The sequence below is a fragment of the Sporosarcina sp. E16_3 genome (assembly GCF_017347125.1).
Lineage (GTDB): Bacteria > Bacillota > Bacilli > Bacillales_A > Planococcaceae > Sporosarcina.
Map to the genome: position 1 here is coordinate 122875 of NZ_JADPRX010000003.1, position 26761 is coordinate 149635.

The 26761-nt window shown below is 43.7% G+C and carries 26 protein-coding genes; 10 read left to right on the forward strand and 16 right to left on the reverse strand.

The window, feature by feature from the left end:
- Positions 1–36 precede the first annotated feature (36 nt).
- The 9 genes from ispF to I2483_RS04380 form a co-directional block, all read right to left on the reverse strand.
- Complete coding sequence (ispF, locus tag I2483_RS04340) at positions 37–513, reverse strand: 2-C-methyl-D-erythritol 2,4-cyclodiphosphate synthase (RefSeq protein ID WP_207174073.1); 477 nt, start codon at positions 511–513, stop codon at positions 37–39.
- An 86-nt stretch (positions 514–599) separates the two neighbouring features.
- Complete coding sequence (ispD, locus tag I2483_RS04345; RefSeq protein WP_481886313.1) at positions 600–1307, reverse strand: 2-C-methyl-D-erythritol 4-phosphate cytidylyltransferase; 708 nt, start codon at positions 1305–1307, stop codon at positions 600–602.
- 13 nt (positions 1308–1320) lie between these two features.
- Positions 1321–2424 carry a PIN/TRAM domain-containing protein gene (locus tag I2483_RS04350; RefSeq protein ID WP_207174074.1) on the reverse strand — a complete coding sequence of 368 codons (1104 nt, stop codon included), beginning with the start codon at positions 2422–2424 and terminating at the stop codon, positions 1321–1323.
- 187 nt (positions 2425–2611) lie between these two features.
- A complete protein-coding gene (gene radA, locus I2483_RS04355; RefSeq protein WP_207174075.1) occupies positions 2612–3988 on the reverse strand; it encodes a DNA repair protein RadA in 1377 nt (458 codons plus the stop codon).
- A 79-nt stretch (positions 3989–4067) separates the two neighbouring features.
- Positions 4068–6542 carry an ATP-dependent Clp protease ATP-binding subunit gene (locus I2483_RS04360; RefSeq protein ID WP_207174076.1) on the reverse strand — a complete coding sequence of 825 codons (2475 nt, stop codon included), beginning with the start codon at positions 6540–6542 and terminating at the stop codon, positions 4068–4070.
- A gap of 217 nt (positions 6543–6759) precedes the next feature.
- Positions 6760–7848: a protein-arginine kinase McsB gene (gene mcsB / locus I2483_RS04365; protein ID WP_207174077.1), complete on the reverse strand. Its 1089-nt coding sequence runs from the start codon at positions 7846–7848 to the stop codon at positions 6760–6762.
- Positions 7838–8392, reverse strand: a complete 555-nt coding sequence (locus I2483_RS04370; protein WP_207174078.1) for a UvrB/UvrC motif-containing protein — start codon at positions 8390–8392, stop codon at positions 7838–7840. Before I2483_RS04370 ends, mcsB begins: the two co-directional genes overlap by 11 nt.
- 32 nt (positions 8393–8424) lie before the next feature.
- Positions 8425–8895 (reverse strand): CtsR family transcriptional regulator, encoded by a 471-nt coding sequence (locus I2483_RS04375; protein WP_207174079.1) that lies wholly within the window; start codon positions 8893–8895, stop codon positions 8425–8427.
- Between the two features lie 191 nt (positions 8896–9086).
- Positions 9087–10793 (reverse strand): hypothetical protein, encoded by a 1707-nt coding sequence (locus I2483_RS04380; protein ID WP_207174080.1) that lies wholly within the window; start codon positions 10791–10793, stop codon positions 9087–9089.
- Positions 10794–11017: 224 nt separating this feature from the next.
- On the opposite strand from I2483_RS04380, the gene I2483_RS04385 reads away from it, so the two are divergent.
- Positions 11018–11602 (forward strand): GNAT family N-acetyltransferase, encoded by a 585-nt coding sequence (locus tag I2483_RS04385; RefSeq protein ID WP_207174081.1) that lies wholly within the window; start codon positions 11018–11020, stop codon positions 11600–11602.
- Positions 11603–11643: 41 nt separating this feature from the next.
- On the opposite strand, the gene bioB is transcribed toward I2483_RS04385, so the two are convergent.
- The 5 genes from bioB to I2483_RS04410 all read right to left on the reverse strand — a co-directional run bounded on the left by bioB (position 11644) and on the right by I2483_RS04410 (position 14467).
- The gene (gene bioB / locus I2483_RS04390) at positions 11644–12648 is read right to left on the reverse strand and encodes a biotin synthase BioB (RefSeq protein WP_207174082.1); all 1005 of its coding nucleotides are present in this window, start codon (positions 12646–12648) and stop codon (positions 11644–11646) included.
- Between the two features lies 1 nt (position 12649).
- Positions 12650–13252, reverse strand: a complete 603-nt coding sequence (locus I2483_RS04395; protein WP_207174083.1) for a biotin transporter BioY — start codon at positions 13250–13252, stop codon at positions 12650–12652.
- 148 nt (positions 13253–13400) lie between these two features.
- A complete protein-coding gene (locus I2483_RS04400; protein ID WP_186671398.1) occupies positions 13401–13586 on the reverse strand; it encodes a histidine kinase in 186 nt (61 codons plus the stop codon).
- Positions 13587–13643: 57 nt separating this feature from the next.
- Entirely contained in the window at positions 13644–14063 is a 420-nt protein-coding gene (locus I2483_RS04405; protein WP_255550264.1) for a hypothetical protein, read from the reverse strand.
- Positions 14064–14284: 221 nt separating this feature from the next.
- On the reverse strand, positions 14285–14467 hold the full coding sequence (locus tag I2483_RS04410; RefSeq protein ID WP_186671397.1) for a hypothetical protein: 183 nt from the start codon (positions 14465–14467) through the stop codon (positions 14285–14287).
- A gap of 193 nt (positions 14468–14660) precedes the next feature.
- Here I2483_RS04410 and I2483_RS04415 point away from each other — a divergent pair, with 193 nt between their 5' ends.
- Positions 14661–15053: a DCC1-like thiol-disulfide oxidoreductase family protein gene (locus I2483_RS04415; protein ID WP_207174084.1), complete on the forward strand. Its 393-nt coding sequence runs from the start codon at positions 14661–14663 to the stop codon at positions 15051–15053.
- A 293-nt stretch (positions 15054–15346) separates the two neighbouring features.
- Here I2483_RS04415 and I2483_RS04420 read toward each other — a convergent pair whose 3' ends face one another.
- Both I2483_RS04420 and adh read right to left on the reverse strand, forming a co-directional pair.
- The gene (locus tag I2483_RS04420; RefSeq protein ID WP_207174085.1) at positions 15347–15703 is read right to left on the reverse strand and encodes a DUF779 domain-containing protein; all 357 of its coding nucleotides are present in this window, start codon (positions 15701–15703) and stop codon (positions 15347–15349) included.
- A 19-nt stretch (positions 15704–15722) separates the two neighbouring features.
- Positions 15723–17264 carry an aldehyde dehydrogenase gene (adh, locus tag I2483_RS04425; RefSeq protein WP_207174086.1) on the reverse strand — a complete coding sequence of 514 codons (1542 nt, stop codon included), beginning with the start codon at positions 17262–17264 and terminating at the stop codon, positions 15723–15725.
- A 392-nt stretch (positions 17265–17656) separates the two neighbouring features.
- On the opposite strand from adh, the gene I2483_RS04430 reads away from it, so the two are divergent.
- The 8 genes from I2483_RS04430 to I2483_RS04465 all read left to right on the forward strand — a co-directional run bounded on the left by I2483_RS04430 (position 17657) and on the right by I2483_RS04465 (position 26644).
- A complete protein-coding gene (locus I2483_RS04430) occupies positions 17657–17797 on the forward strand; it encodes a hypothetical protein (protein ID WP_207174087.1) in 141 nt (46 codons plus the stop codon).
- Between the two features lie 575 nt (positions 17798–18372).
- Positions 18373–19539, forward strand: a complete 1167-nt coding sequence (locus I2483_RS04435; RefSeq protein ID WP_207174088.1) for a S1C family serine protease — start codon at positions 18373–18375, stop codon at positions 19537–19539.
- Between the two features lie 114 nt (positions 19540–19653).
- Positions 19654–20355, forward strand: coding sequence for a winged helix-turn-helix domain-containing protein (locus tag I2483_RS04440; RefSeq protein WP_207174089.1), 702 nt, complete (start codon positions 19654–19656; stop codon positions 20353–20355).
- On the forward strand, positions 20352–21767 hold the full coding sequence (locus tag I2483_RS04445; RefSeq protein ID WP_207174090.1) for an ATP-binding protein: 1416 nt from the start codon (positions 20352–20354) through the stop codon (positions 21765–21767). The genes I2483_RS04440 and I2483_RS04445 overlap by 4 nt, the downstream gene beginning before the upstream one ends.
- 115 nt (positions 21768–21882) lie before the next feature.
- On the forward strand, positions 21883–22776 hold the full coding sequence (locus I2483_RS04450) for a peptidylprolyl isomerase (RefSeq protein WP_207174091.1): 894 nt from the start codon (positions 21883–21885) through the stop codon (positions 22774–22776).
- Positions 22777–23008: 232 nt separating this feature from the next.
- A complete protein-coding gene (locus I2483_RS04455) occupies positions 23009–24196 on the forward strand; it encodes a hypothetical protein (RefSeq protein ID WP_207174092.1) in 1188 nt (395 codons plus the stop codon).
- Between the two features lie 40 nt (positions 24197–24236).
- Positions 24237–25472 (forward strand): Zn-dependent hydrolase, encoded by a 1236-nt coding sequence (locus tag I2483_RS04460; RefSeq protein ID WP_207174093.1) that lies wholly within the window; start codon positions 24237–24239, stop codon positions 25470–25472.
- Positions 25469–26644 carry an amidohydrolase gene (locus I2483_RS04465; protein WP_207174094.1) on the forward strand — a complete coding sequence of 392 codons (1176 nt, stop codon included), beginning with the start codon at positions 25469–25471 and terminating at the stop codon, positions 26642–26644. The genes I2483_RS04460 and I2483_RS04465 overlap by 4 nt, the downstream gene beginning before the upstream one ends.
- The last annotated feature ends 117 nt before the right edge of the window (positions 26645–26761 follow it).

Here is a 26761-nt window from a genome sequence, read left to right on the forward strand (position 1 = left end):
GCTATTTTACCACTTGGCGGGGCTGTTTAAAAGGTGTTACGCCTTAACAAGCAGAATCGTCGCCATGGAAGCAATTCCTTCTTCTCTTCCAGTGAAACCTAATTGTTCCGTTGTCGTAGCTTTAACATTCACTTGTGAAACATCCGCTTTCAATAAATCAGCAACACGTTTACGAATTACTTCAATATAAGGTGCCATCTTCGGCTTTTGTGCGATAATCGTGCAGTCGATATTCCCAAGTTTATAGCCTCTGTCTTCTACAAGTGTCCAAATTTTTTCTAAAAGCACCGCAGAATCAGCATCTTTGAATTCCGCATCTGTATCCGGGAAGTGGCGTCCGATATCCCCTTCAGCAATCGCACCAAGTGCTGCGTCAGTAATAGTATGTAAGAGCACATCCGCATCGGAATGCCCCGTCAGACCTCTGTCATGCGGAATCGTTATGCCACCAATAATAAGTGGACGCCCTGCCTCGAATTTATGCACATCAAAACCTTGCCCTATCCGAATCATCAAAAAACCTCCTATTTTTTTCACGAAAAGCGCAAGCGCCTGTCACTCCTAGGCGCTTGAGCTAGACACTAGTTCAGGTTCAAAACTTATACTTTCCTTCTTTTCAATAAAACCTCTCCAAACAGGAGATCTTCCTGTGTAGTCATCTTCACATTGTCATACGTACCTTCGACGATTCTTACAGGTTCACCAAAACGTTCGACCAACATTGATTCATCCGTCCCCAGAAAGCCTTGCGCTTGTGCTTTGTCAGACGCTTCTTTCAGCAAATCATATCGAAATGCCTGAGGCGTCTGGATGATCCATAACCTGCCACGATCCACCGTCTCCTCGACAATGCCATCCCCCGCATATTTCATCGTATCTTTTGCCCGCACGCCTACGATTGCGGCACCATGCTCGTTAGCCACTTTTACAAGCTCAGCAATGACTGTTCGACGAATGAACGGCCTTGCAGCGTCATGGACAAGGACAATTCCACCCTTGCCATGCGCTTTCATACATGCCGCCACACTATCTTGTCGCTCTCCACCACCGTCTACCATTTCTACCACTTTTGTAATGGCAAACTGTTCAAGCATTGACTGGATTTGCAACCGTTCGTCCGGTTTCACCGCAAGGATGACCCCGTCACACGATGGATCCCCTTCGAACACTTCAAGTGTATGGATAAGAATCGGTTTGTCATCTAGTTTCAAAAAAAGTTTATTGTAACCGGCGCCCATTCGCTGACCGCTTCCAGCTGCCGGCATCATAACTGTATAGTTCAAGACTTCTCTTCCTTTTCTTTTCATGATTACCTACTACTTAATTTGCCTTTGAAATCTTACCATTTTTAAGTTTCGCAAAAATCATTCGTCCTGCCGATGTCTGCAATACACTTGTTACGACAACGTCGATTGCATTGCCAATGTGGAATTTCCCATCTTCAACTACAATCATTGTGCCATCATCCAAATAAGCGACACCTTGGTTATGTTCTTTGCCATCTTTAACGATAACAACATGCATATCCTCGCCAGGAATAACAACTGGTTTCACCGCATTTGCAAGGTCATTGATGTTAAGCACTGAGACACCGTGTAAATCCGCTACTTTATTCAAATTAAAATCATTCGTCACAACGAGTCCACCCATCTTCTTCGCTAGATGGACGAGCTTCATGTCGACTTCAGGAACACCGACAAAATCTTCGTCTGTGATTAAGATCGTCGGACCGTCATCCGTTTGCATACGTTTCAAAACGTCCAGCCCGCGTCTACCTTTTGTCCGCTTTAACGTATCTGAGGAATCTGCAATATGTTGTAATTCTGTCAACACAAACTGCGGTACAACAAGTATACCTTCAAGAAAACCGGTTGCCGAAATATCAGCAATCCGACCATCTATAATAACACTTGTGTCTAATATCTTGTAGAGCTTACCTTTTGTTTGAGTGGCACCATCCTCCACTTCTTTCTTTTTGAGTCCACTATATTTTGTGGACTGCAGCGTGTTGATGATTTCCTCCCGCTTCTTAAACCCGACTTGAAAACCTAAATAGCCAAGAATAATCGAAAACAGTATCGGAAGGACAGACGTGATAACTGGTATTTGGATACCACTCACGCCAAAACTGGCAAGGAACGCGACACTCAAACCGACAATAAGACCGAGTGTCCCGAATATCAAATCAAATACCGGCGCTTTCAATAAACGCTCTTCCATCCACTTAATAAAATTAATAATTGGTTCTGTAAGGAAAAAGCTAAGCACAAAGAGCAACACTGCTCCTAAAATTGCTGACACGTACGGATTATCAATCCATGGGCTCGTCGTAAAAGAAAATAATTTAAATAAATGCGGTAAAAATAATACACCCAGTGTTCCACCAATAAGCAAAAATGAAACTTGAACTACCTTTTTCAACATATGAACCACCTCCTTTATTTCTTAATTATACATGTTTACGCTACAAACCGCCTTGATAAGGTCAGTTAAGTGCGATATTTCCTTCTATTCTGTTAGGACTCCCTCCCTCATGCGAAAGTTTCTCATTCACTGTATCTTTACAGTAGAAAAGTGACAGGACCGCCATAATTACAGCCCTGTCTTCCACTCAATTCGAAAAAGCAATTTTCAGTGCATCACTAACTGTTTCAACACCAATAACGCTGATACCTTTCGGGTATTCCCAGCCGCCAATATTAGAAGCAGGAATAATCGCACGCTCAAAACCAAGTTTTGCCGCTTCGGTCACACGTTGCTCAATCCTGGAGACCCGTCTTACTTCACCCGTCAACCCGACTTCACCGATAAAGCAGTCAGACAAACCGGCCGCCAAGTCGCGATAACTGGAAACGATGCTCATAAGCACAGCCAAGTCGATTGCCGGCTCATCCAACTTCACGCCGCCCGCCACTTTAATATAGGCATCCTGAGCTTGCAACAGCATCCCCATACGTTTCTCAAGCACGGCCATTAACAAGGACACGCGGTTCTGATCGAGCCCCGTAGCCATTCGTTTCGGATAGTTAAAACTAGATGGTGTAACAAGTGCTTGAATTTCAACTAGAATCGGCCGGGTTCCTTCCATTGATGCGACAACCGTTGAACCGGCTCCTCCCTGGGATCTTTCTCGCAGGAATAGCTCGGATGGATTCAGTACTTCTTTCAAACCGGACTGCAACATTTCAAATATCGCAATTTCGTTCGTAGAGCCAAAACGGTTTTTCACGCTACGTAAAATCCGGTACGTATGATGACGCTCCCCTTCAAAATAGAGAACGGTATCCACCATATGCTCCAGCAAGCGCGGTCCTGCAATCTGTCCGTCTTTCGTTACGTGGCCAACCAGGAAAATAGCGATGTTTTGTGTTTTAGCAATGCGCATCAGCTGCGCTGTACATTCGCGCACTTGAGATACACTTCCTGGTGCTGAGGCTACCTCCGGATGATGAACAGTCTGGATGGAGTCAACGACAACAAACGTCGGTTTCACATCGGCTATCGTTTCGTGAATTAAGCCCAAATCCGTTTCTGCATAAATATAAAGTTCATCTGATTTTACGCCAAGTCGTTCTGCACGCAGTTTTGTCTGACGTATTGATTCCTCACCTGAAATGTAAAGTACACGCTGACCTTTATTCGCCAATAGTGAAGATACTTGAAGAAGTAGTGTCGACTTGCCTATCCCCGGATCTCCACCGATTAGAATAAGTGAACCGGGGACAATCCCACCACCTAGAACACGGTTGAACTCCTCCAAGTCTGTGCCAATTCTTGGTTCTTCTATCATTTCAATTGAACTAATTGGCAGCGCCTTTTGACGGACACCCCCTGTATGTTGAAATGCGCCCCGTGGCCCTTTTTGAACGGCTATTTCAACTTCCTCTTCCATTGTATTCCATTCCCCGCAACCTGGGCACCGGCCCATCCACTTCGCTGATTCATAACCACATGATTTACACATAAACTTCGATTTTCTTTTCGCCATGGAATCCTCCGAACACGAAAAGGACAGCCCGTTCCCACCGAAAAGAACTGTCGGTGGGACGGACTATCCAGTTCACACTTTATTTTTCGAGTACTTCTTCTTTTTCCGCAATTTCCGATTGTTCAGCGTCTATTCCTGTCTTGACGACGAACTCTCCATCAACCACATCGACAAGTACTTTACTGCCTACCAGAACTGTTCCTTTTAGGAGTTCTTCCGACAACCGATCTTCGATATGTTTCTGGATTGCGCGGCGTAGTGGCCGAGCACCGTATTCCGGATCATAACCGACATCAACGATTTTTGTTTTCGCTTCATCTGTTAACTCTAATTGTATATCTTGTTCGCCTAGACGTTTCGTCAATTCATTCGACATAAGCGAGACGATCTTACGTAAATGTTCTTTTTCGAGTGCATGGAACACAATCATTTCATCCACACGGTTTAAGAACTCCGGACGGAAAGCTTTCTTCAACTCTTCAAGCATCGCCGATTTCATGCCTTCGTAATCACGGCCCGCATCTCCCAGATTAAAGCCGACATAACGATTTTTCCGCAATTCTTGTGCCCCAACGTTGGAAGTCATGATAAGAACTGTATTTCGGAAATCTACTAAGCGTCCTTTTGAATCCGTCAATCTGCCATCTTCCAGCACTTGAAGGAGGATGTTAAAGACATCCGGATGTGCTTTTTCAATTTCATCTAACAAGATGACTGAATAAGGTTTGCGGCGGACTTTTTCTGTTAACTGTCCGCCTTCTTCATAGCCGACATACCCTGGAGGTGAACCAACAAGACGAGATGTCGAATGTTTCTCCATGTACTCAGACATGTCTACACGAATCATTGCATCTTCATCGCCAAACATGACTTCTGCAAGCGCTCTTGCCAACTCCGTTTTCCCGATACCTGTTGGACCAAGGAAAATGAACGAGCCAATCGGACGTTTCGGATCTTTCAAACCTGCACGTGCCCGACGTATTGCCCGGGAAATAGCGGTTACTGCCTCACTTTGGCCTATGACGCGTTCGTGTAGCATTTCTTCCATGTTGAGCAGTTTAGCCGATTCTGTTTCAGCTATCTTAGATACCGGTATTCCAGTCCACATCGCTACGACTTCTGCGATATCTTCAACTGTCACTTCGGACTCTTTTTGGCCTTGCTTTTCTTTCCAGTCCGTTTTCGTTGTTTCAAGTTCATCTTTCATCTTTTGTTCTTTATCACGGAACGATGCCGCTTTTTCGAATTCTTGACTCTGAACAGCAGCATTCTTTTCAGAACGAATTGCTTCTAGTTTCAATTCAAGTTCTTTCAGGTTCGGTGGTGTCGTGTATGAACGAAGACGTACTTTCGAGCCCGCTTCGTCGATCAAGTCAATCGCTTTATCCGGAAGGAATCTGTCAGAAATATACCGATCCGACATTTTCGCAGCCGCTTCGATTGATGCATCCGTGATTTTCACACGGTGATGCGCTTCATAGCGGTCACGCAAGCCGTAGAGAATTTGAATTGTTTCATCGACAGTTGGCTCGTCGACTTGAATCGGTTGGAAGCGTCGTTCAAGCGCTGCATCTTTTTCAATATATTTACGATATTCGTCAAGCGTCGTTGCACCGATACATTGCAATTCACCGCGTGCCAACGAAGGCTTCAGGATATTGGATGCATCGATTGCACCTTCAGCACCCCCTGCTCCAATCAGTGTATGCAGTTCGTCGATGAACAGGATGATATTGCCCGCTTGACGAATCTCTTCCATTACTTTTTTCATGCGATCTTCAAATTCACCACGGTATTTTGTACCCGCGACGACTGTTCCCATATCAAGTGTCATAACACGCTTGTCACGAAGAATTTCCGGGACTTCGTTATTGATAACTTGCTGTGCAAGGCCTTCTGCAATAGCAGTTTTACCAACACCTGGTTCCCCGATAAGTACTGGGTTGTTTTTCGTTCGGCGTGCTAATACTTCAATAACACGTGTGATTTCCTTGCTACGCCCGATAACTGGATCGAGCAAGCCTTCACGCGCCACTTCCGTTAAATCACGTGCCAAACTATCCAATGTCGGGGTCGCAGCAGAATTTGAAACGCCTTGACCTGTGGCAGAGCTATCATTACTGCCCAGTAACTGAAGTACTTGTTGACGCGCTTTATTAAGACTAACGCCGGCGTTATTCAAGACACGCGCCGCGACACCTTCTCCTTCGCGGATAAGTGCTAGCAAGATGTGTTCAGTTCCGATGTAAGAATGACCCAGCTTACGTGACTCATCCACCGATAATTCAATAACCTTTTTTGCTCTAGGCGTGTAATGAACGATTGGACCGACATCCTTTGTTCCAGCCCCTACAAGTTTTTCTACACCTTGTACGATTGTTTCAAAGTTGACACCTATCGCTTCAAGCGCTTTTGCAGCAATGCCTCCGCCTTCGCGAATTAGCCCAAGTAAAATATGTTCTGTACCAATGGACTCGTGTTTCATCCGGATTGCCTCTTCTTGGGCAAGTTGTAATACTTTCTGCGCACGCTGTGTAAATCGATTAAACATCATATTCAGTCCTCTCCTTCTATACTATATATATACAATCAATTCCCCAAAAACCCATACATTACTCAAATGAATTGCTTTTCTAGAAAGGCGTAAGAAAACAACCACCCTTTTATACGTATTCAACCGAGCACGCAGGAACTCCTTTATTGGAAAAATTGACTTTGACTATCTTTGACCTAACTATACCTAAACGATAGGAAATGTGCAAAATACTTGCTCACTCTTCCGAATTAGTTTCAGTCGGAGGGGAGGACTTCTCCACATTGAGCCGTTCTCTAAACAGTTTCGCCCTGAATATATCCCGTTCTTCTTGTGATAACTCCGTGCTTGCATATTGTTGTAGGAAACCTGCCTGCATAAAAATCATCAGTTCGTTCAAAATCGACATATCAACGTCCTGGATGATACCAAGATCGATACCAAGTCTGACATCCGATAGGCATCGTGCTGCTTCGCCTGAAGGCAAAAGCCGAGCATAGCTGATTGTACCCAACGAACGGAATAACCTGTTCTCAAGCGCAATTCGCGATTTTGCCAGTAACAGTTCCCGCGATTTCCGCTCATGCCCAATTAACCGAGATGCAATATTTCCAAGATCCGTAAGAATCTCCTGCTCCGTCTTGCCAAGCGTCGTCTGATTCGACACTTGATAGACATTGCCAGGCGCTTCGCTTCCTTCGCCGTAACTTCCTCGGACGATGATTCCAAGCCGCGAGATAGCGGGAATAATACGGTCAATCTGTTTCGTCATTGTAAGTGCCGGCAAATGCATCATCACCGATGCACGCATGCCGGTTCCCGTATTCGATGGACAGCTTGTCAAATAACCGAAGTCTTCATCGAAAGCATACGGCAGTTCTTTTTCCAAGTAGTCATCGACCTGATCCGCCTGTTTATAGGCGTCCTCAAGTTGTAACCCAGGATAGATGCATTGAATTCGGATATGATCTTCCTCATTCACCATTACACTTACGGTCTCATCTGCTGATAGAAGAACCGCGCCATGCCGATCGGGAATTGCAAGTTGTGGACTAATTAGATGTTTTTCGACAAGTACTTGACGTTCCAATGCAGGGAGATCGGACATCTTGGTGTAGGAATAGCCACTCTGCACGGTATCAAGCAAAACACCTGTAACCGCCCTGTCTACCGCCATCGCTTCATCTTCAGTGAACGCGATAGGAAAACGATACCCTGTCAAGTTGCGAGCAAGCCGAATCCGCGTCGACATAACGATGTCTGAATGCTCTCCATAAGCAGTCATCCAAGGAGTTACCGCGTCACGCATGAATTTTTCAATCGACATCGTTGTCTTCACCTCCATGGGAAAGGTGTTGCTTTAGTGTATTCACTTCATCACGCAAAGCTGCGGCTTCTTCAAAACGCTCGGCTTCAACAGCCTCTTTCATCTTCACGCGTATCTCTTCGATTTTCTTTTTAACTGCATATAGTTCATTAAATGAAACCGGTATTTTCCCGGTATGAGTTGAATGGCCATTGTGAAGCTTGCCAAAAACTTGCGGTAAGCTGCCACGGAACGTGTCATAACAGTCGGCACAGCCAAATTTCCCAATGTCGAGGAACTTTGGAAACGTTAAACCACACGCTGGACATTCAGGTCCTTCTAACGGTTCTCCCCGTGTTTGCGGTTGTGCCTGGAAAGGATCAGAACCGCTAAACCAGTGAGATAAGAACTGCTGAATGGACAACGGCTCCTGATTAGGGTCGAAATGGAATGTTTGTGATTGGAAAGCGCACTTCTCACACAAATGGCGTTCCAGCGATCCAATCACACTTTCTTGCTTGATCGTAATGGACGCAGGTCGTTCTTTACAATTTTCACAGTTCATCGAAAGCCACCTCATATCAGTTGGATTGGTGATTAGTTAAGCTGTTCGTAAATAAGCGTCAAGAGCATCGCTTGTAAAATGCGTGCACGCATGATATCGCGGTCTGGAAGTGGCTGATGGATAGTCCTTCGATCCACCGCAGCAAGAATAAGCTTTGACTCGCGCTCCGTTATGACCTCTTCTTCAATTAGTCTATAAACGACATCCAAAGCCATCGTATAAGATGCACCCGATTGTATACCGCCCAAAATATGTTCTATCAATTCTTTACGGGAATTCGCCTGGACGCGGAAAATACGTATGTAGCCGCCGCCTCCCCGCTTCGATTCAACCGCATAACCACGCTCAGCTGTGAAGCGCGTTTTAATGACGTAATTGATTTGAGAAGGGACGCATTGGAACTTTTCAGCGACTTCATTACGCTTAATTTCAATGGTGCCACACTGTCCCTCTTCAATTATCGCCTTCAAATATCCTTCAATAATGTCGGAAATGTTTCTCATGCCCTCACCTCTTTCATACGGGGGGTAAGCCGTTGACTTTGACTATCTTTGACTTGATTGTACATGATATTCCTCACGTTCTGCAATCGATACGCACCTGACTTAGCCAGTATCGGCATGAGGCAATACCTTTTAACCGTAGTAGCTAAAAATGGAGCACAGGGCGAATTCGCCTTGCACTCCACTTCCCATTATTCCATGCTAACATTCGTCAACTCTTTCACAGGCAAGAATAATTCACCCGTCTCTAAATACGTTACAACAAGCTTATCGCCTTGTTGAATATAGATTGAGAGTGGCACAGTTTCCGAAGAAACGATGTAGTTGCGTCCATCATCCGCTAAAAACGAAACAAGTGTAAAATCGCCAACACGCTCTTTAAAAACACGCACGACTTTTACCGCGACTTTCGCCTCTTCCGCGCTCGAACTACCATCTACACTGCTCCCCCCGCGTTGCAGAGCTGTCTTATACAATTTCAATGCTTCATTTGGCGAGTTGCCGAAGACCGATATCTCCGGATTGGCAGCTGATACAATGAAGTAATTTTGCAGGAATCCATTGGAATCGAGCACCGGTGTTAGCCAACTCGCTTCTCCGTAAAAGTTATACAAGACCGGCATTTCACCAGACCATTTCTTTTCGATGAATTTCTTTTCAATAATCTGCAATGCCCCTTGCGAATCCATATACGACTCTTCCAGATTACCTGAATAATACGTTGCTTTTCCTGTTTTACCATCCGTCAACGCATAGCCAAGCATTGAGTCAACACCTTCTTTGGGGCTTGTGAAATCTGTGAAGTAATACATATGCCCATTTTCATCAAAAATCGGACTGACGTTCGCTTCTGTTCCTTCATCAGATGGCAGCTTGACATCTTTCTTCCCAACGACTGAATTCCAGAAACCGTGGATATAGTTCCCGAAATAACTGTTTTGCAAACTGACTGCTTCAGGTGAAACCGCACCATCGATAAATTCAGGTACATCTGCAAGCGAATACTTTTTCACATCGCCAGTTGCAGGATCAACCGTTACAATCCCTTTAACATCAAAGCCGTTACGCGCGGAAATGAAGTCCCCATAAGAACGGATATAATGCGGTTTCCCATCATCAGCAATTTCAAGTTGAACATCCCCGTAAAAAATGAGGTTCGGCATTTCCATTCGTATATGACGTTCCACTTGTTTGTGGAAGAATGACGACGGTGTATACGCCATTTCAGCTTTCACAAATTTCGGGTTATCTGCTGAATCCGTCGCACTCATCGTAAAGTACCCCGGCGTCGTTTTAGCATTCAACCATTTAAAGAAGCCAGAGAACTCGACGGGGGCAATGTAGACGAACTTGCCATCGACTTTTTGAATTTGCAGACTGCCGAGCTCATAGTAACTCGTATTTGGAACTTGCCCGAATGCTTTCTTCATCTTATTGCGCGCAAACTTAGGTGGCACACTTGCAGGCGTCTTTGTTTCATCGAACGCCGTGATTTCCACTTGCTGATCCATTTCAACCGCTTTGTATTTCTTATCGGCGTTGAATAGCGGCGCGCTGAGTATATACGCTCCGAAAGCCAGTGCACCTAAGAATAAAACGATTTTCAGTTGGCGGTCCTTGCCACCCGCTGAAATGGCTCCGAGGAAAGTAACAATTAAAAGCGCCGCCCATAAAGACGTCCAGTTACGGTCCAAGTTGGTTGTGTAGTAAAACATGAACACGATTATGGTGGATAAAATAGCTACGGTTGCAATCGCAGCTCCCCTATTAAAAGGAACTCTTACAGTTGCCTTCGCCTCGTCTGCACTGCGTTTCGCTTGCGTACTTAGGATAAACGGGACAATCACTAGACTGAACACGACGCCCACAATAATTGAAAATAGTAGTAAGTTAAACATACATACACCCTTTTCCATTAATAAAGTTTTTTGCTGCTAGTTAAGTATACGGATAATCAAGGGAATAGTTTCATTTCCTTGATCGAAAACCAAGCATGTTTATTTAGTAGAAATAACGGGTATACAATAAAGTAGAGGATTTTTTACTACCCTTCTTTTTTCCTCGGTCTCACAATCCAAAACAAAAAACTCCGGGGTAAATAAACCATTGGAGGCGATACGTTTTGAATTGGTATGAGAAACTAAATGAATACTTCCCCGTTGAAGAGATGAAGTCAAAGGAACATATGGATGCGTTACTAACAGACAAGAAAAGTGTTTACAAGAAAGATGAAGGACCCCATCATGTCCTCATGTATGTCGAGTTCGAAAAGTTTATATTCGTCGACTACTTGTTCGTTTCAACACAATCACGCGGCATGGGACTTGGCGGCAAATTGTTGACGATGTTAAAGTCCAAGAACAAACCCATTCTACTTGAAGTCGAGCCCGTCGATTATGAAGATACAGATACCGCAAAACGGCTCAAGTTTTACTCACGCGAGAACTTCACACATGCACAGCGTATCGGCTATAACCGACGCTCTCTCGCAACAGGTGAAAACACAGTACTTGAAATCTTATACTGGTCACCTACCCATTCTGGTGAAGAAGAAATCTATAATGCGATGACCCAAACATACGATGAAATCCACACCTATAAAGATGAAACGTTTTACGGTAAAAAGTACGATCCGACAGATAAAGTCCTTATTTTCCACACAAAGGGCAAACGGGATATTCTTCAACCGTTCGATACGACCGAATAAAAAATGGACATCCCGTTGAAATGGGATGTCCATTTTTTTATTCACACTGAAACAGGCTCTTTTGCTAAAGGTTCCAAATCAATTTCGAATCCCATATCCTTTAACATTTGATAGTCCCTGTCACTTTCCTGACCCTCTGTCGTCAAATAATCCCCAATAAAAATGGAGTTTGCAGGGTATAAGCCAAGCGGCTGAAGACTGCGTAAGTTCACTTCACGTCCGCCTGAAATCCTAATTTCCTTTGTCGGGTTAATGAACCTAAACAAGCACAACACTTTCAAACAATAAAGCGGTGTCAATTCATCCGTACCACCAAGAGGCGTACCATCTACGGCGTGTAGAAAGTTAACTGGAATTGAATCTGCATCCATCGCGTGCAAACTACGCGCCATTGAGATGACATCTTGTTTGGTTTCACGCATACCAATGATGACGCCCGAACACGGTGAAATACCTGACTGCTTGACCAGATCAACCGTGTTTACACGGTCCTCATATGTATGAGATGTCGTGATGCTTTCATGATGAGATGCTGACGTATTAATGTTGTGGTTGTAACGGTCGACGCCGGCTTCTTTCAATCGCGACGCCTGTTCTGGTTTCAACAGTCCAAGACAAGCACAGACAGTCATATTCGCATGCTTAGACTTTATTTCCTTTACAGAATCAATGACAATTTCAAGTTCTCGCTTCGCAGGACCTCTACCGCTCGCCACGATACAGTAGGTCCCCGCATTTAGTTCTGCTGCCCTTGCTGCCCCCGCTACAATTTCCTCTTTTTTCATCATGGCATACTTTTCGATGGGCGCTGTTGAAATGATTGACTGCGCACAATAGCCACAGTTTTCAGGGCATAAGCCAGATTTCGTATTCATGATCATATTGAGTTTCACTTTATTCCCATAATAATGTTTCCGTATTGTATAAGCTGCATGCAGAAGCGTTAGTAAGTCGTCATCTGAAGCGTTCAGAATAGAATGTGCTTCCTCATCCGTTAGTTCATGTCCCTCGATTACCCGTTCAGCAAGATCAGCATATTTCGTCATATTAACGCCTCACCTTCAACACTTTGTACATACGATGGCCGAAAATCCCGGCCAGTACAGCAAGTACAATATCCTTAGGCAGCGGAGGCATCATCCATAGCCACGCTACTTTGTATGTAAAGGCATCCGGTGCTGCAGCCCAAAGCTTATAGGCATAATACATCCAGTTCGTTCCAATTAAATAATTAACAACCATTCCAACGAGTGCAGCAATAATATATCCATATAATTTACTGTTCTTTTCAACGATTTTCCCAGCAATGAATGCTACCAAAATGAAAGATACGATAAATCCGAATGTTGGACTGATAATCGATCCAAAACCACCGCTGAATCTTGCAAATACAGGCGCCCCCGCAAGCCCGATGAACATATAAACCGTCATTGCTAGTGCACCCCTGCGACTACCAAGAATAAGTCCTGCAAGTATCGCAAAAAACGTCTGCAATGTAATCGGCACACCGCCTACCATTAAAAATGGTACAAACGCTGTAATATTTGCTCCAATCATCATCAACGCCGCGAACATTCCGCTGTAGACAAGCGTTAACGGACTCATTACACTTTTACTTTTTGGTTTCATTTTCTCTGTAACTGTTGTCATAATACACCCCTAACGTTTATGTTATCTTTAACAGAATAATAGATAACACATTATGAGTCAACATATAATTATTATAAGTTGACACAAGTAGCGTGATTTTTAAAAGCGAATTAAAAGAACCGATAGCAAATTCGCTATCGGTCCTTTTTTAAGATTTTTCGCCTTCATCTTTTGGAAATAAAAAGTAAGAAATGACCCCACTCAAAATCATCGCACCTATTATAATAGCCAAGCGCGTTAACCCGGGCACTTCTTGAAATTCTTTCGTCAATTTCATCCAGCCAAATCCTCCAACGAGTAGCATGACTGGAATGACAAATTTAAAAGCTCTCAACAAATTCACCTACTGTATATCATTATGGTAGCTTTATTCTACCATAACTCTGACCTATCACCAGCCGCGGCGATTTCCACAGCCACAGCCTGGTCGATGTCCACAGCCCGGTCGATTACCGATACCGCCAACTTGTGGACCGTATCCGCCCATTCCTGGACCCATTCCTTGACCGACTCCGCCCACTCCTGGACCGAAACCAGGTCGAGCAGGGAGTGTTTGCCCCATCACATTCTGTGTTGTTTCTGTGACATAGTGACGTGGAATTTCAACTGTATGCACCCGATTCACATTGACGATCGGATGGATAAAAGGAACTTCACGCGGTACGAATTGATCGTGGCAACGATACTGCGTCGGACATACTACCGGCCGCACTTGATTGCCACCCATCATATTACCTTGATGACAATTTGGCTGCTGCCAATTGCCTTGTTGCATATGGTTACCTTGTTGCCAATTACCTTGTTGCATCATACTATCACCTCCTCCTTCTAGTAGATGTGAAAAGAAGGAAGACAAACGGGCGATAGACACTATGGATATTAATGAATATTGGAAAGTCTACTAACTATAGATGTTGCAATCAAGATTCCATTCAAATCCGCTGCGCTGCAGCAGATTCAATGGGGGCTCTTTATTTCAACTTATATAGCCCGCAAAGAAACAGAAAAACCTCACATTGCTGTGAGGTCTGGTCATTGGTAATCACGAGGGAGTTTTTCTCCATCCTCGAAAACATGGGACTCTTCTCGCCTTTTCTCGAGCATTCCAGATTGATCATAAATCGGACCGCCTTCACCAATCATGTTTAGCTTATCGATGTAGTCCTTGTTATGCCTTAGTGCCATTTCGGATGGTTCAATAGGTAAACGTTCCATAGTCTATCATCCTCTCATCATTTTGCCGGGGCTAAATGCGGTGGAAAACATCCAAACGTTTGTAGCACGCGCTATTTCTTCTAACAACAATTATACTAAATATTCCGCCAAACGTAAACTGTTACATCTTTCACGTTTTATAGCTAGACTAACAGGCTATACTATAAAAAGAAGCGTGCCGGGAGGTTATTTTGTGAAGAGAATTATTTTATTTGACGGGGTTTGTAACTTTTGTGACTCAAGTGTGCAGTTCATTATAAAGCGAGATCCTGCCGCCCATTTTCTATTTACTTCATTGCAAAGCGAAAAAGGGCTGGAACTTACGAAAAAATATGCCATTCCTGAAGACGTTGACAGCTTGGTTTTGATCGAAAACGGTAAAGCGTTCACCAAGTCTTCAGCAGCACTCCGTATCGCAAAAAAGCTAGATGGATTATGGCATCTATTCTTCCTATTTATACTCGTACCACGTAAAATCCGTGACGGCGTATATGACTACGTCGCAAGTAATCGCTATAAATGGTTTGGCAAGAAAGAAGATGCGTGTATGTTGCCATCGCCGCAACAGCGCAAACGTTTTATTTAGGTAATGACAAAAGCGCAAGCACCTGTTCAGAGGCGACAGACATAAGACGGGTAAAGGAAGGCAGTCTAAGTTCGCGACGTCGTGTCGCAACTACTGCATGACCTGCATCCTGCAGGCCCAAGCGGTGTTCTTTGCCGCACAGCCGGACCGACTTATGGCCCGAGCCTCTAGGTGCTGGAGTCTGGACGTGAAATCTCTATGTTACAATTTATCCACAGTACGAGATTTTATAGTTACCTAGACAATGAAAAGGGGCCCTTCGAGTTTTCATCGAGGCCCCTTTTGTCATTCACTTATACCTGTAGTTCTTTATTTTCCTCAGCCGTAAACGCACGCGACCTAGTCAAAAAGCGTTTGCCTTCGACGCCTTCGAGCGAAAACATGCCTCCGCGACCTTTGACAACGTCAATGATCAGCTGTGTATGCTTCCAATACTCGAACTGGTTTTTGTGCATATAGAACGGTGTTTCACCAATAGTACCAAGCAGGACATCCTGATCACCTAGAATCAGTTCTCCATTTGGATAACACGTCGGCGATGAGCCATCACAGCAGCCGCCCGACTGGTGAAACATGAGTGGGCCGTGTTTCTCTTTCAAAAACGCAATGAGTTCCAGTGCAGCGTCAGTTGCAAGTACGCGTTCCGTCATCCGCACTACCCCTTCCCGCTTAAAAGAAGCCTTGTTTGTTTTCACTGTAACTAACTAGCATGTTTTTCGTTTGTTGATAGTGGCCCAACATCATTAAGTGGTTTTCACGACCGACACCAGATGCTTTGTAACCACCGAACGCAGCATGCGCCGGATACATGTGATAACAGTTTGTCCAGACTCGTCCCGCTTGAATGCCACGGCCGAAACGGTATGCCGTATTCATGTCGCGCGTCCAAACACCAGACCCTAAACCGTATAGCGTGTCGTTCGCAATTTCAAGCGCTTCTTCTTTTGTTTTGAACGTTGTAACCGAAACGACAGGGCCAAAGATTTCTTCTTGGAAAATCCGCATTTTATTATTCCCCTTAAAGACAGTCGGCTTTACGTAGTAGCCGTCTTTCAAATCGCCTTCGAGCTGATTTCGCTCTCCGCCAACCAGACATTCAGCACCTTCTTGTTTGCCAATATCTAGATAAGAAAGTATTTTTTCCAGCTGTTCAGTTGACGCTTGCGCACCCATCATGACAGTTGGGTCAAGCGGATTCCCTGTTTTAATCGCTTTTACGCGCTCAATTGCACGGTCCATGAATTTATCGTAAATGGATTCTTGAATCAGCGCACGAGAAGGACATGTACATACTTCACCTTGGTTCAGTGCAAACATGACGAAGCCTTCTACTGCTTTGTCTAAGAACGAATCGTCTTCGTCCATTATGTCTTCAAAGAAGATATTCGGTGATTTACCGCCTAATTCAAGCGTGACAGGGATCGCATTTTGTGAAGCATATTGCATAATCAGACGTCCTGTTGTCGTTTCACCTGTGAATGCAATTTTCCCAATACGTGAGCTCGATGCAAGTGGTTTACCTGCTTCAAGACCGAAACCGTTCACCACATTCAGAACGCCAGGAGGCAATAGATCTGCAATCAATTCTACGAGTACAAGAATCGATGCCGGCGTCTGTTCCGCAGGCTTCAGCACAACACAGTTTCCGGCAGCAAGCGCAGGTGCAAGCTTCCATACAGCCATTAGAATCGGGAAGTTCCACGGAATAATTTGTCCAACGACACCGATGGGCTCATGGAAATGGTACGCTACTGTATCGTCATCAATCTGACTAACTCCACCTTCTTGCGCTCGAATCGCACCAGCAAAATAGCGGAAATGGTCAATAGCAAGCGGCAAATCCGCATTCAAGGTTTCACGAACTGCTTTGCCATTATCCCATGTTTCAGCAACAGCCAGCATTTCTAAGTTTTGCTCGATGCGATCAGCAATTTTCAGTAACGTATTTGAGCGCACAGTAACGGACGTTTTGCCCCAAGCATCTTTTGCAGCATGTGCCGCATCCAACGCAAGTTCAACATCCTCTGCAGTTGAGCGTGCTACTTCTGTAAATACTTTTCCTGTTACCGGCGTTACGTTATCGAAGTATTCCCCTTTAACTGGCGCTGTCCACTTTCCACCAATAAAGTTATCGTAGCGTTCCTTAAAGTTTACTTTCGCACCTTCCGTGTTCGGAAAAGCATAAATCTGATTTTCTACCGCTTGTACCATATTTCCATTCCTCCCTGTGAGTTGAATTTTTCACACAATGCCACTATACGTCGCAAACTTCTGCCATATGCGCCCCTACCATAAATAAAGTGATGTATGCGCTTACAACCCTTTTGAAATAAAAAAGAAGCTTGTCCTTTCATTCTGTCAGACTATGTTGATTATTTCAACTACTTAACTTTAAAATCGTTCGACATAGATTGACATGTTCTTCGGAAGCCACTTTATTATCGGTGCTGGGGGAGATAAAAAGTTATTAGTTCACGTCTGTTGATTAACCATATTATTACATTAATTACTTGTAATAAAAGATAGAGAATACCCATTTGCACTTGTACGTTTTCGGCTTGCTTTGAACAAAGTGGTCACGACAGCTTTACCGGGGGTTAAATGTGGCTAGAAATGACTTCGTCATTTCTAGCCACATCAATTTCGGTAATCCTGTCGCAACTATTTGTCCGTCACATACCTACAATGTTCAAGTGAAAAGTGCAACTACTTTGGATGATGAAATAATAGCTACTTTTCTATAGAAGTTGCAAGTGCCCGAAGATGAAATTTCGGGCACTCTATCCCTTTTAATAAAGCCTTCCTTACTAATTTCAGCAAAGATCATACAAGTAACAGTGTGACGCCATATTGAAAGTGTCACTGTCTTAAAATCGAAAAGGAAATGCTATAAAGAAGTATTCAGCAGCCAAAATTGCATCTTTGGCTGCTCCTTGCTGAATAGAAAGAGGTTATTCATTCGTCCCCAAAAGTTTTAGCACCTAATGTACCTATAACTTTGGAGAGCGACGGACGAAAGGTCACCATACGATTAACGAAAAAACTGCTTAGTGATGCGACAAAGTCGTATCACTAAGCAGTTAGAAACTCCGGTAATGTTGTAGTAGCCGTTCAGTCCAAAGCAATACAAAGGCTCCCGTACATAGAGTGCCTAGTGTTTCACCATAAAAGTAAGCAGTCATTTACTGGTTTGGTTAATCAACACATGTGTTATTAGTTCATTAATTGGCTTCTTCATCAATTATTAACTTCTCGGTAATAGTTTGTTCATATATTCCAACTAAAATAAAGGGTATCAGATGAAACGGGAGGAATTAGCATGGAGACAGAAAATAAAAACAAACCAGGTAAACGATTTTTAGCAACATTAGGAGCAGGCGTTATTGGTTCGGTATTAACGTTAGCAGTCGTAGTCAATACAGATTTACTGCAAGGCGGTTCCGCCGAAACGGTTCCAGTCACTACGGATACGGTTCCCTATAATGTACAACAAACAAGCGCTAAAGATACACCGTCACTTTCCGATATGGTCGAACAGTCTTCCGGCGCAATTGTCGGGATTGTTAATTACCAAAAAGAAAATAACCCTTTTTCACAGCAAGCCGGGAGTGCCAAGAGCGGGTCAGGTTCTGGTGTCATCTATAAAGTAGAAGGTGACAAAGCGTTTATCGTGACGAATAACCACGTCATCGAAGGTGCAGAAAAGCTTGAAGTTTCACTTGAAAGCGGAGAGACAACAACAGCTACACTTGTTGGTAAAGATGCGCTAAGCGATCTCGCTGTCCTAACAATCGATGCGAAGTATGCAGACACTTCCCTTGAATTTGGCGACTCCGATAAACTTCGTGCAGGAGACGATGTTATCGCCATCGGTAATCCACTTGGTCTCGACTTCTCCGGTACAGTGACTCAAGGAATTGTAAGTGCAGTCAATCGATCCATTAATGTGAAGACATCTGCAGGCGAATGGGAAATGAATGTTATCCAAACGGACGCCGCCATTAACCCCGGCAACAGCGGTGGTGCACTTCTCAACGCGGCTGGACAAGTAATTGGCATTAACAGCTTGAAGATTTCTGAAAGTGGTGTTGAAGGTCTTGGCTTTGCGATTCCGAGTAACGAAGTGGTTCCACTTATTGAAGAAATGACAGCAAACGGACAAGTTGAACGCCCATATATCGGTATTGGACTTGCGGATCTTGATCAGGTGCCACGGACCTACTTGCAAGGTCTTCCGAATGAAGTTACAGCCGGTGTAGTAATTACAAATATTGATCCTGCATCCGCAGCAGGAAAAGCAGGTCTCGATGTAGAAGATATTATAACTGCGATTAATGGCACTGAAGTGAAGAACTCGACAGAGCTACGGAAGTTCTTGTATTCGAATCTTTCTGTCGGTGACAAAGCAACATTTACGATTTATCGCGGCGCAGAGTTAAAAACGGTTGACGTTTTACTTACGAGCAATGTATCCACGGCAAATTAATATATTCGTGCAGGCACCTCTCCTTATTAACATAGGAGGGGTGTTTGTAGTTGCTAATTTCTTGTTTTCGATTTAACTTGAAAGGAATGGCAGTGCAACAGGAGGCGTGTTTTAGTGAGAATTTTAGTAATTGAAGATAATGAGAGTGTCTCTTCCATGATTGAATTATTTTTTTTGAAAGAAGAAATCGATGGCTCATTCATAAAAAATGGTTTGGAAGGTTATGAACTGGCGAAGCAGGGCGGCTGGGATTGCATCATTATTGACTGGATGTTGCCTGGCATGGACGGTATTTCGATTTGCCATAAACTGCGGGCGGCAAACATTGCGACGCCGATTATTATGTTAACCGCAAAAGACGGTGAATCAGACCAGGTGCTCGGACTTGAAATGGGTGCAGATGATTATGTCACAAAACCATTTAGTCCACTGGCACTTATGGCCCGCATTAAAGCGGTGACACGCAGGTATTCAACACTGAAAGACAAACCGTCGCAGGATGGTATCGTCGAAACAGCCCATTTTAAAATCAACGTAAACACACGTGATGTATTACTCGACGGAGTCCCGGTACAAAACCTAACGCCGAAAGAATTCGATCTGCTCTACCATTTTGTCCAACATCCGAAACAAGTTTTCTCACGTGAACAATTGCTGGATAATGTGTGGGGCTATGACTTTTACGGTGATGATCGAACTGTCGACGTGCACATCAAACGGCTTCGCACGAAAGTCTCGACGGATGAGCGGCCTTTTTTCCATACCGTTTGGGGCGTTGGTTACCGATTCGACGAAACCTTAGGTGACTTAAAGTGAAAGTAAAATACTTATACCAGCAACTTGTCAGTCACTTCAGCGTAATCGTCATCGCTTTTTTATTATTGAGCTTGCTATTTTCCCACTATATTGAGCAGTTTGTCTATGCTAATAAAACGGAAGAACTCGCGACATATGGACAAACTATTTTACGCGACATTCAACAAGACCAACGAAGTTCGGACCAGATTTTAAAGTCTTACGGACAAGTCCTAAATGGGCGAGATATTCAATATAGTTTATTCAACGAAAATTCGGCCATCATTTATTCGACTGGCATAAAAACACCACTCATTAGTTTAAGTGAAGAAGAATGGCACGATATTAAAAATGGTGAAACTGTAACTGTGAAGCAGGATTTCAAACGATTCAACGAAGCCGTCACATTTGTTCTTCTTCCCTATGTACAAAATAATCGATTTGGCGGCGGCATACTTTTGACTTCCCCCATAAAGGGCTCACGTGAGGCAATTTCGCAAATGAATACCTATTTGCTGATTACAACGTTTATCGCACTGGCTATTTCACTTCTTCTGAGCTGGATTTTATCGACTTTTCACGTTAGGCGTATTAAACGGCTTCAAGCAGCAACTTCTGCCGTTGCACAAGGTGATTACTCCGTACGTATCCCCTCTTCTGATTTTGATGAAATCAGCGAGCTTGCGGGTGATTTTAACGAAATGGTTGAGAAGCTGGACGCCTCAATGGAGGAAATTGAAAATCTCGAAAACAGACGTCGCCAATTCATGGCAGATGTGTCACACGAATTGCGAACACCCCTTACGACGATTAGAGGCATGATTGAGGGCCTAAAAAATAATATGATTCCTGAATCCGAAAAAGAAAAAGGACTGCAGCTCGCAACCAATGAAACGTTGCGACTTATCCGTCTGGTCAATGAAAACCTGGATTACGAAAAAATCCGATCTAACCAAGTCACCCTCATTAAACAGGACATCCAGCTCGTTGAATTATTAGAGATTATCAAAGATCAGCTGGATGGCGTTGCGGCGGAACGAAGTAATAAGATCTTTTTAGCTGCGGATCCTGATGTAATGGTGTTTGCAGATTACGATAGACTCACCCAAATATTGATCAATATTACGAAAAACAGTATCCAGTTTACCGAAGACGGTACAATCTATCTTCGCGGTTATATGAACAATATGAACTGTATCATCGAAATTGAAGATACAGGAATCGGCATTGACCCTGACGATGTCGAGAAAATTTGGGGTCGATTTTATAAAGCGATTGTATCTAGAACAACGAATCCATACGGTGAATTCGGACTTGGCTTGTCCATTGTAAAAAGTTTGGTCGTGATGCATAACGGCACAATCGATGTAACAAGTGAAAAAGGGAAAGGGACAAAGTTTACGCTGTCATTTCCTGTACAAAACGAAAATTAACTGCTTTTTAACAACCGTTACACATCTCGCGTAGCGGCTGTTTTTAATTTGGTAATAGTTTGTTCATATTTCTCCGGTAGAATGAAGTTATAACAAACATTGGAGGAATTAAAAAATGCGTAAAAAAAGGTTATTCCCGTTGTTAACAGTCAGTCTACTCGCAATTATACTAACTGTCACAACTGGTTGCTCAAAAGATTCAAAGGCATCAACAGATGAAACCGTAGCAACTATAGGTGATGAAAAAATTACGAAAGATGAATTATATGAAGTTCTCGTTCAATCAGCTGGGCAAGAAGCCCTTACTGCAATGATTGATGATAAAGTCGTTGCACTTGAGTTAAAAAAAGAAAAAGTCTCCGTTTCTGATAAAGAAGTAGATGCAGAACTTGCAATATACGTCGAAAACGCCGGTGGACAGGAAGCTTTTGACGCTGCACTCAAGACAAATGCTATGACAGAGAAAGAATTCAAAGAGAATATCGTTGATTATTTATCTATTCGAAAAATAATTGAACCACGTATCAAGATCACTGATGAGGACATTAAGGCGTACTTCGAAGAAAACAAAGAGTCCTTCAACGAGGAAGAACAAGTCGCAGCCAGCCATATTTTAGTGGAAGACGAAGCCACAGCGAAAAAGGTGGCGAAGAAACTTGCAGACGGAGAGGATTTCGCTACACTTGCAAAAGAGTTCTCAACAGATACAATGAGTGCGGAAAATGGCGGAGAATTAGGCCTTTTCCCCCGCGGCAAAATGGTAGCCGAATTTGAAGAAGCAGCATTTTCAATGAAAGTTGATGCAATTAGCGACCCTATAAAAACAGAACACGGTTATCATATTATTCATGTAACCGACAAGAAAGCAGCAAAAGAAGCCGTATTAAGTGAGCTTAAGGGAGAAATAAAAGGACTATTACTAGAAGAAGGTGTACAAGCAGAGTACGTAAATTGGTTAGATGAAGTAAAGCTGAATTATAAAATCGAGAATTCGTTACTAACAAAATAAGTTACTTATCCAGTAAACTGAACTCCCTACAATGCAGAATGATAGATACTGCATTGTAGGGAGTTTTTTATTCGTTCAACTTATATAATGGATTGCCAACAGTTTACTAGTAAGCGCTTTCACTCAATTTCATTGCGATATATTATATACAATGTGTAAAATTCACTATTATTCGACAAAATTTTATGATACTATAGTAAAAATTCTATATTATCTGAAGGGGATGAATACTATGTCGCAAATGTTAGCTTTAGTAATCTTAGTAGCTATTTTATATATCGGAGATGTCGTCTCCGTTCGGACGAAAGCGTGGATTCCATCCGTTTTCGTCTGCGCCGTCCTTTTCTTGCTAGGCTATTGGACGTTTTTCCCGCAAGATATTGTTTCACTTGCCGGCGTACCACCTACTGTCGCGTCAATGATGATTTATTTACTCATTACCAATATGGGTACATTGCTATCCCTTCAACAACTGAAAGAACAATGGAAAACCATTTTAATTTCCCTTGCTGGAATTCTAGGAATTGTCGTTGCTTTATTCGGAATCGGTACACTGCTATTTGGTATTGAAACAATCATCGTTGCAATTCCACCTCTTGTCGGCGGTGTTGTATCTGCGTTGATCATGTCAGAAGGCGCTGCTAACGCCGGACTCGCAACATTGGCTGTATTCGCGATTGTCATTTACGTGATGCAAGGCTTCGCGGGTTATCCCCTTACGTCAGTTGTTCTTAAAAAAGAAGGAAAAATGCTTCTTGAAAAGTATCGCAAAGGTGAACTGAAGGAACAAAAGACCGGTACTCAAGCTTCCATTTCAGAACGACATGAACTTAAGCTATTTAAGAACATGCCTGATAAATTCAATACAGATTACTTCAAATTTTTCCGCCTTGCATTTGTTGGCTTCCTTGCGTATCTCGTTTCTACATTGCTGGCACCTATCGTGACAGTCAGTCCTTATGTGCTTTGCTTATTGTTCGGTATTATCGCAACAAGTATCGGTTTTTTGGAACGTCACGTACTGCAAAAAGCAAATGGCTTTGGATTAGCAATGATGGCACTAATGCTGTTCATTTTTGACGGTTTGAAAAAAGCGACGCCTTCCATGATGATGGAAATTCTGTATCCACTAGTCGGCTGTATCGTATTGGGCGTCGTCGGCATGTATATCTTCTCCTTGTTTATGGGGAAAGTGCTAAAAGTGAGTAAAGAAATGGCGTTTGCCGTTTCGTTAACTGCGTTATACGGCTTCCCAGCAGACTACATTATTACCAATGAAGTCATCAATTCATTAACGGAAGATGAGAAAGAAAGGGAAGCTTTGACAAGTCATATGTTACCCCCAATGCTCGTCGGTGGATTTATAAGCGTCACGATGGTTTCGGTTATCCTTGCAGGCCTCTTCGTCGGATTCCTGTAATAGGCTAATTTAGAAGCTAGTCAAACGAGGAGGAATAGACATGACAGCCAATCAACAACGGATTGAACAACATATTGAATTGTTGAGTCGATTTACAGCTACGCCTGGTGCTGGTGTGACGCGACTTACGTATAGTCAAGAAGACTTACAAGCACGCAATTACATTAAAGAAGCAATGACGGAGTACGGTCTAACAGTAACGGAAGATGGGTTTGGTAATATATTCGGCAAACTTGAAGGTACGTTACCTGACGCCCCTTCCGTCATCGTTGGTTCCCACTTTGACTCTGTTCCAAATGGCGGAGCATATGACGGCACTGCAGGTGTTGTTGTTGGATTAGAAGTTGCTGCATTGTTCAAAGAGAACAATCTTATGCCAACCTACCCACTTGAAATCATTGCACTCGTTGAAGAAGAAGGCTCACGTTTTGGCGGTGGTCTAATGGGCTCACGTGGGATGATGGGTTTATTGACAGCAGAAGATTTCAAAACGCTTGCCGATAAAGATGGTATTTTAGCAGTAGATGCGATGGCGGATATCTGGGTCAATCCGGCAAACGAGAAAAAACGAGATCCAAAAACGATTAAAGCCTTCCTTGAGTTGCACATTGAACAAGGCCCGATTCTTGAGGAAACAAACATTCAAATTGGTGTCGTTGAAGCAATTGTTGGGCTGACACAATTGGAAGTGACTGTACAAGGCCAGGCTGGACATGCGGGTACAACACCAATGGCTAGGCGCTCCGATGCACTCGTTTCAGCGGCGCACATCATTGCGGCCTTCCCAGGTATTGCAAGCGGTGAAGGCGAAGGTACCGTCATCACAACGGGCCGGTTAAACGTCTTTCCGAACGGAGCAAATGTTATCCCAGACAAAGTTGTCTTCAGCGTAGATATTCGTTCAGGTAAAGAAGCGCATGTACTGAATGCGGTACACAAAGTGAAAGAACTGATCGCGCAACAAGACGGCAATGGCATTCGCACATCAATTGAACAGCAACTCTACATTGAGCCGAAAGAACTCGATAGCGACATTCACTCTTTACTGAAAGAAGCGAGTGACCATCTTGAAATTCCTTATTGTTCGATTAATAGCGGAGCAGGCCATGATGCGATGGTATTTTCAGATTTCACGGCTTGCGGAATGGTGTTCATCCCAAGCAAAGACGGGCTAAGTCATTGTCCCGAAGAATGGTCAGATCCAGGTCACCTTGCAGACGGAACGACTATTATCTATGAAGTGGCAAAGCGATTAACGGAGGCTAAAACGGCATGATAAATCAAAAAATAAAAGAAGCCATCACAAACTATAGCGACGAACTGACTGCACTGCGACGCAAATTGCATAGCGAACCAGAACTGTCTTTTGAAGAAGTAAAAACAACTGCGTTCATTTGCTCTTATTTGGATGAACTCGGTATTCCCTACCGCAAGACGGAACCTACTGGCGTCATCGCTGAAATTAAAGGAGCATCGGGCAGCAAAACAGTCGCACTGCGCGGCGATATGGATGCACTCTCTGTTGAACAATTAAATACGCATGTACCCTATGCTTCTAAGATTGACGGAAAAATGCATGCATGCGGCCATGATGCACACACCTCGATGTTGCTAATCGCTGCAAAAGCATTGTCCGATGTGAAAGATGAACTGCCGGGTAACGTACGCCTTCTCTTCCAACCTGCTGAAGAAATTGCGCAAGGTGCAAAAGCGATGGTCGACCAAGGCGCAATGGACGGCGTTGACAATGTTTTCGGCATCCACATCTGGTCGCAAATGCCGACGCATAAAGTTTCTTGTACACCAGGACCATCATTCGCTGCAGCTGACATTTTCAAAGTCCACTTCACAGGTAAAGGCGGACATGGTGCCATTCCTCAGGACTGTATCGACGCAGCACTCGTTGCTTCTTCGTTCGTCATGAATATCCAGACTGTCGTTTCACGGACAATTGATCCGCAAAACCCAGCTGTACTGACTGTCGGTAAAATGGAAGTTGGCACGCGTTTCAACATTATAGCCGAGAATGCGTTAATCGAAGGTACGGTTCGTACGTTCAATCAAGACACGCGCAATCATATCGAAAAAAGCATTTCACAATACGCCAAAAGCGTTGCTGACATGTACGGTGCGACTGCGGAAGTTGAGTATATCCGTGGTACACAGCCCGTTGTCAACGACGAAGAGAGTGCGAACCTCGTTCAGCAAGTTGCAGCTGAAGCATTCGGTCCAAATGTTGTATATGATGAAAAACCAACGATGGGCGCCGAAGATTTCTCGTTCTTCCTCGACAAAGCACCCGGCAGTTTTGCACTTGTTGGTAGTGGAAATCCGGAGAAAGATACGGAGTGGTCACATCACCACGGCAACTTCGATATCGACGAAGACGCGCTGGTCACTGGTGCAGAACTGTACGCACAGTATGCGTGGGCTTATTTGAATAAGTGATTGATTGAAGGAACGGAAAAGCTGAATCAGCTTTTCCGTTTTTTTGTGTGGCAGTGATAACCTGCACCTTTTCGGTGATAAATCAGCAACCGTTAACCATATAATCAGTGTGCTATG

Bases quoted from the DNA above. Each gene is read 5' to 3' on its own strand.
- I2483_RS04460 (WP_207174093.1), top strand. From the start codon at position 24,237: ATGACAGCCAATCAACAACGGATTGAACAACATATTGAATTGTTGAGT.
- bioB (WP_207174082.1), bottom strand. From the start codon at position 12,648: ATGACGAAATATGCTGATCTTGCTGAACGGGTAATCGAGGGACATGAA.
- I2483_RS04375 (WP_207174079.1), bottom strand. From the start codon at position 8,895: ATGAGAAACATTTCCGACATTATTGAAGGATATTTGAAGGCGATAATT.
- ispD (WP_481886313.1), bottom strand. From the start codon at position 1,307: ATGAAAAGAAAAGGAAGAGAAGTCTTGAACTATACAGTTATGATGCCG.
- radA (WP_207174075.1), bottom strand. From the start codon at position 3,988: ATGGCGAAAAGAAAATCGAAGTTTATGTGTAAATCATGTGGTTATGAA.
- adh (WP_207174086.1), bottom strand. From the start codon at position 17,264: ATGGTACAAGCGGTAGAAAATCAGATTTATGCTTTTCCGAACACGGAA.
- mcsB (WP_207174077.1), bottom strand. From the start codon at position 7,848: ATGTCGATTGAAAAATTCATGCGTGACGCGGTAACTCCTTGGATGACT.
- I2483_RS04455 (WP_207174092.1), top strand. From the start codon at position 23,009: ATGTCGCAAATGTTAGCTTTAGTAATCTTAGTAGCTATTTTATATATC.
- I2483_RS04450 (WP_207174091.1), top strand. From the start codon at position 21,883: ATGCGTAAAAAAAGGTTATTCCCGTTGTTAACAGTCAGTCTACTCGCA.
- I2483_RS04350 (WP_207174074.1), bottom strand. From the start codon at position 2,424: ATGTTGAAAAAGGTAGTTCAAGTTTCATTTTTGCTTATTGGTGGAACA.
- I2483_RS04395 (WP_207174083.1), bottom strand. From the start codon at position 13,252: ATGACAACAGTTACAGAGAAAATGAAACCAAAAAGTAAAAGTGTAATG.
- I2483_RS04410 (WP_186671397.1), bottom strand. From the start codon at position 14,467: ATGGAACGTTTACCTATTGAACCATCCGAAATGGCACTAAGGCATAAC.
- I2483_RS04380 (WP_207174080.1), bottom strand. From the start codon at position 10,793: ATGTTTAACTTACTACTATTTTCAATTATTGTGGGCGTCGTGTTCAGT.
- I2483_RS04370 (WP_207174078.1), bottom strand. From the start codon at position 8,392: ATGAACTGTGAAAATTGTAAAGAACGACCTGCGTCCATTACGATCAAG.
- I2483_RS04405 (WP_255550264.1), bottom strand. From the start codon at position 14,063: ATGATGCAACAAGGTAATTGGCAACAAGGTAACCATATGCAACAAGGC.
- ispF (WP_207174073.1), bottom strand. From the start codon at position 513: ATGATTCGGATAGGGCAAGGTTTTGATGTGCATAAATTCGAGGCAGGG.
- I2483_RS04465 (WP_207174094.1), top strand. From the start codon at position 25,469: ATGATAAATCAAAAAATAAAAGAAGCCATCACAAACTATAGCGACGAA.
- I2483_RS04420 (WP_207174085.1), bottom strand. From the start codon at position 15,703: ATGACGGAACGCGTACTTGCAACTGACGCTGCACTGGAACTCATTGCG.
- I2483_RS04360 (WP_207174076.1), bottom strand. From the start codon at position 6,542: ATGATGTTTAATCGATTTACACAGCGTGCGCAGAAAGTATTACAACTT.
- I2483_RS04435 (WP_207174088.1), top strand. From the start codon at position 18,373: ATGGAGACAGAAAATAAAAACAAACCAGGTAAACGATTTTTAGCAACA.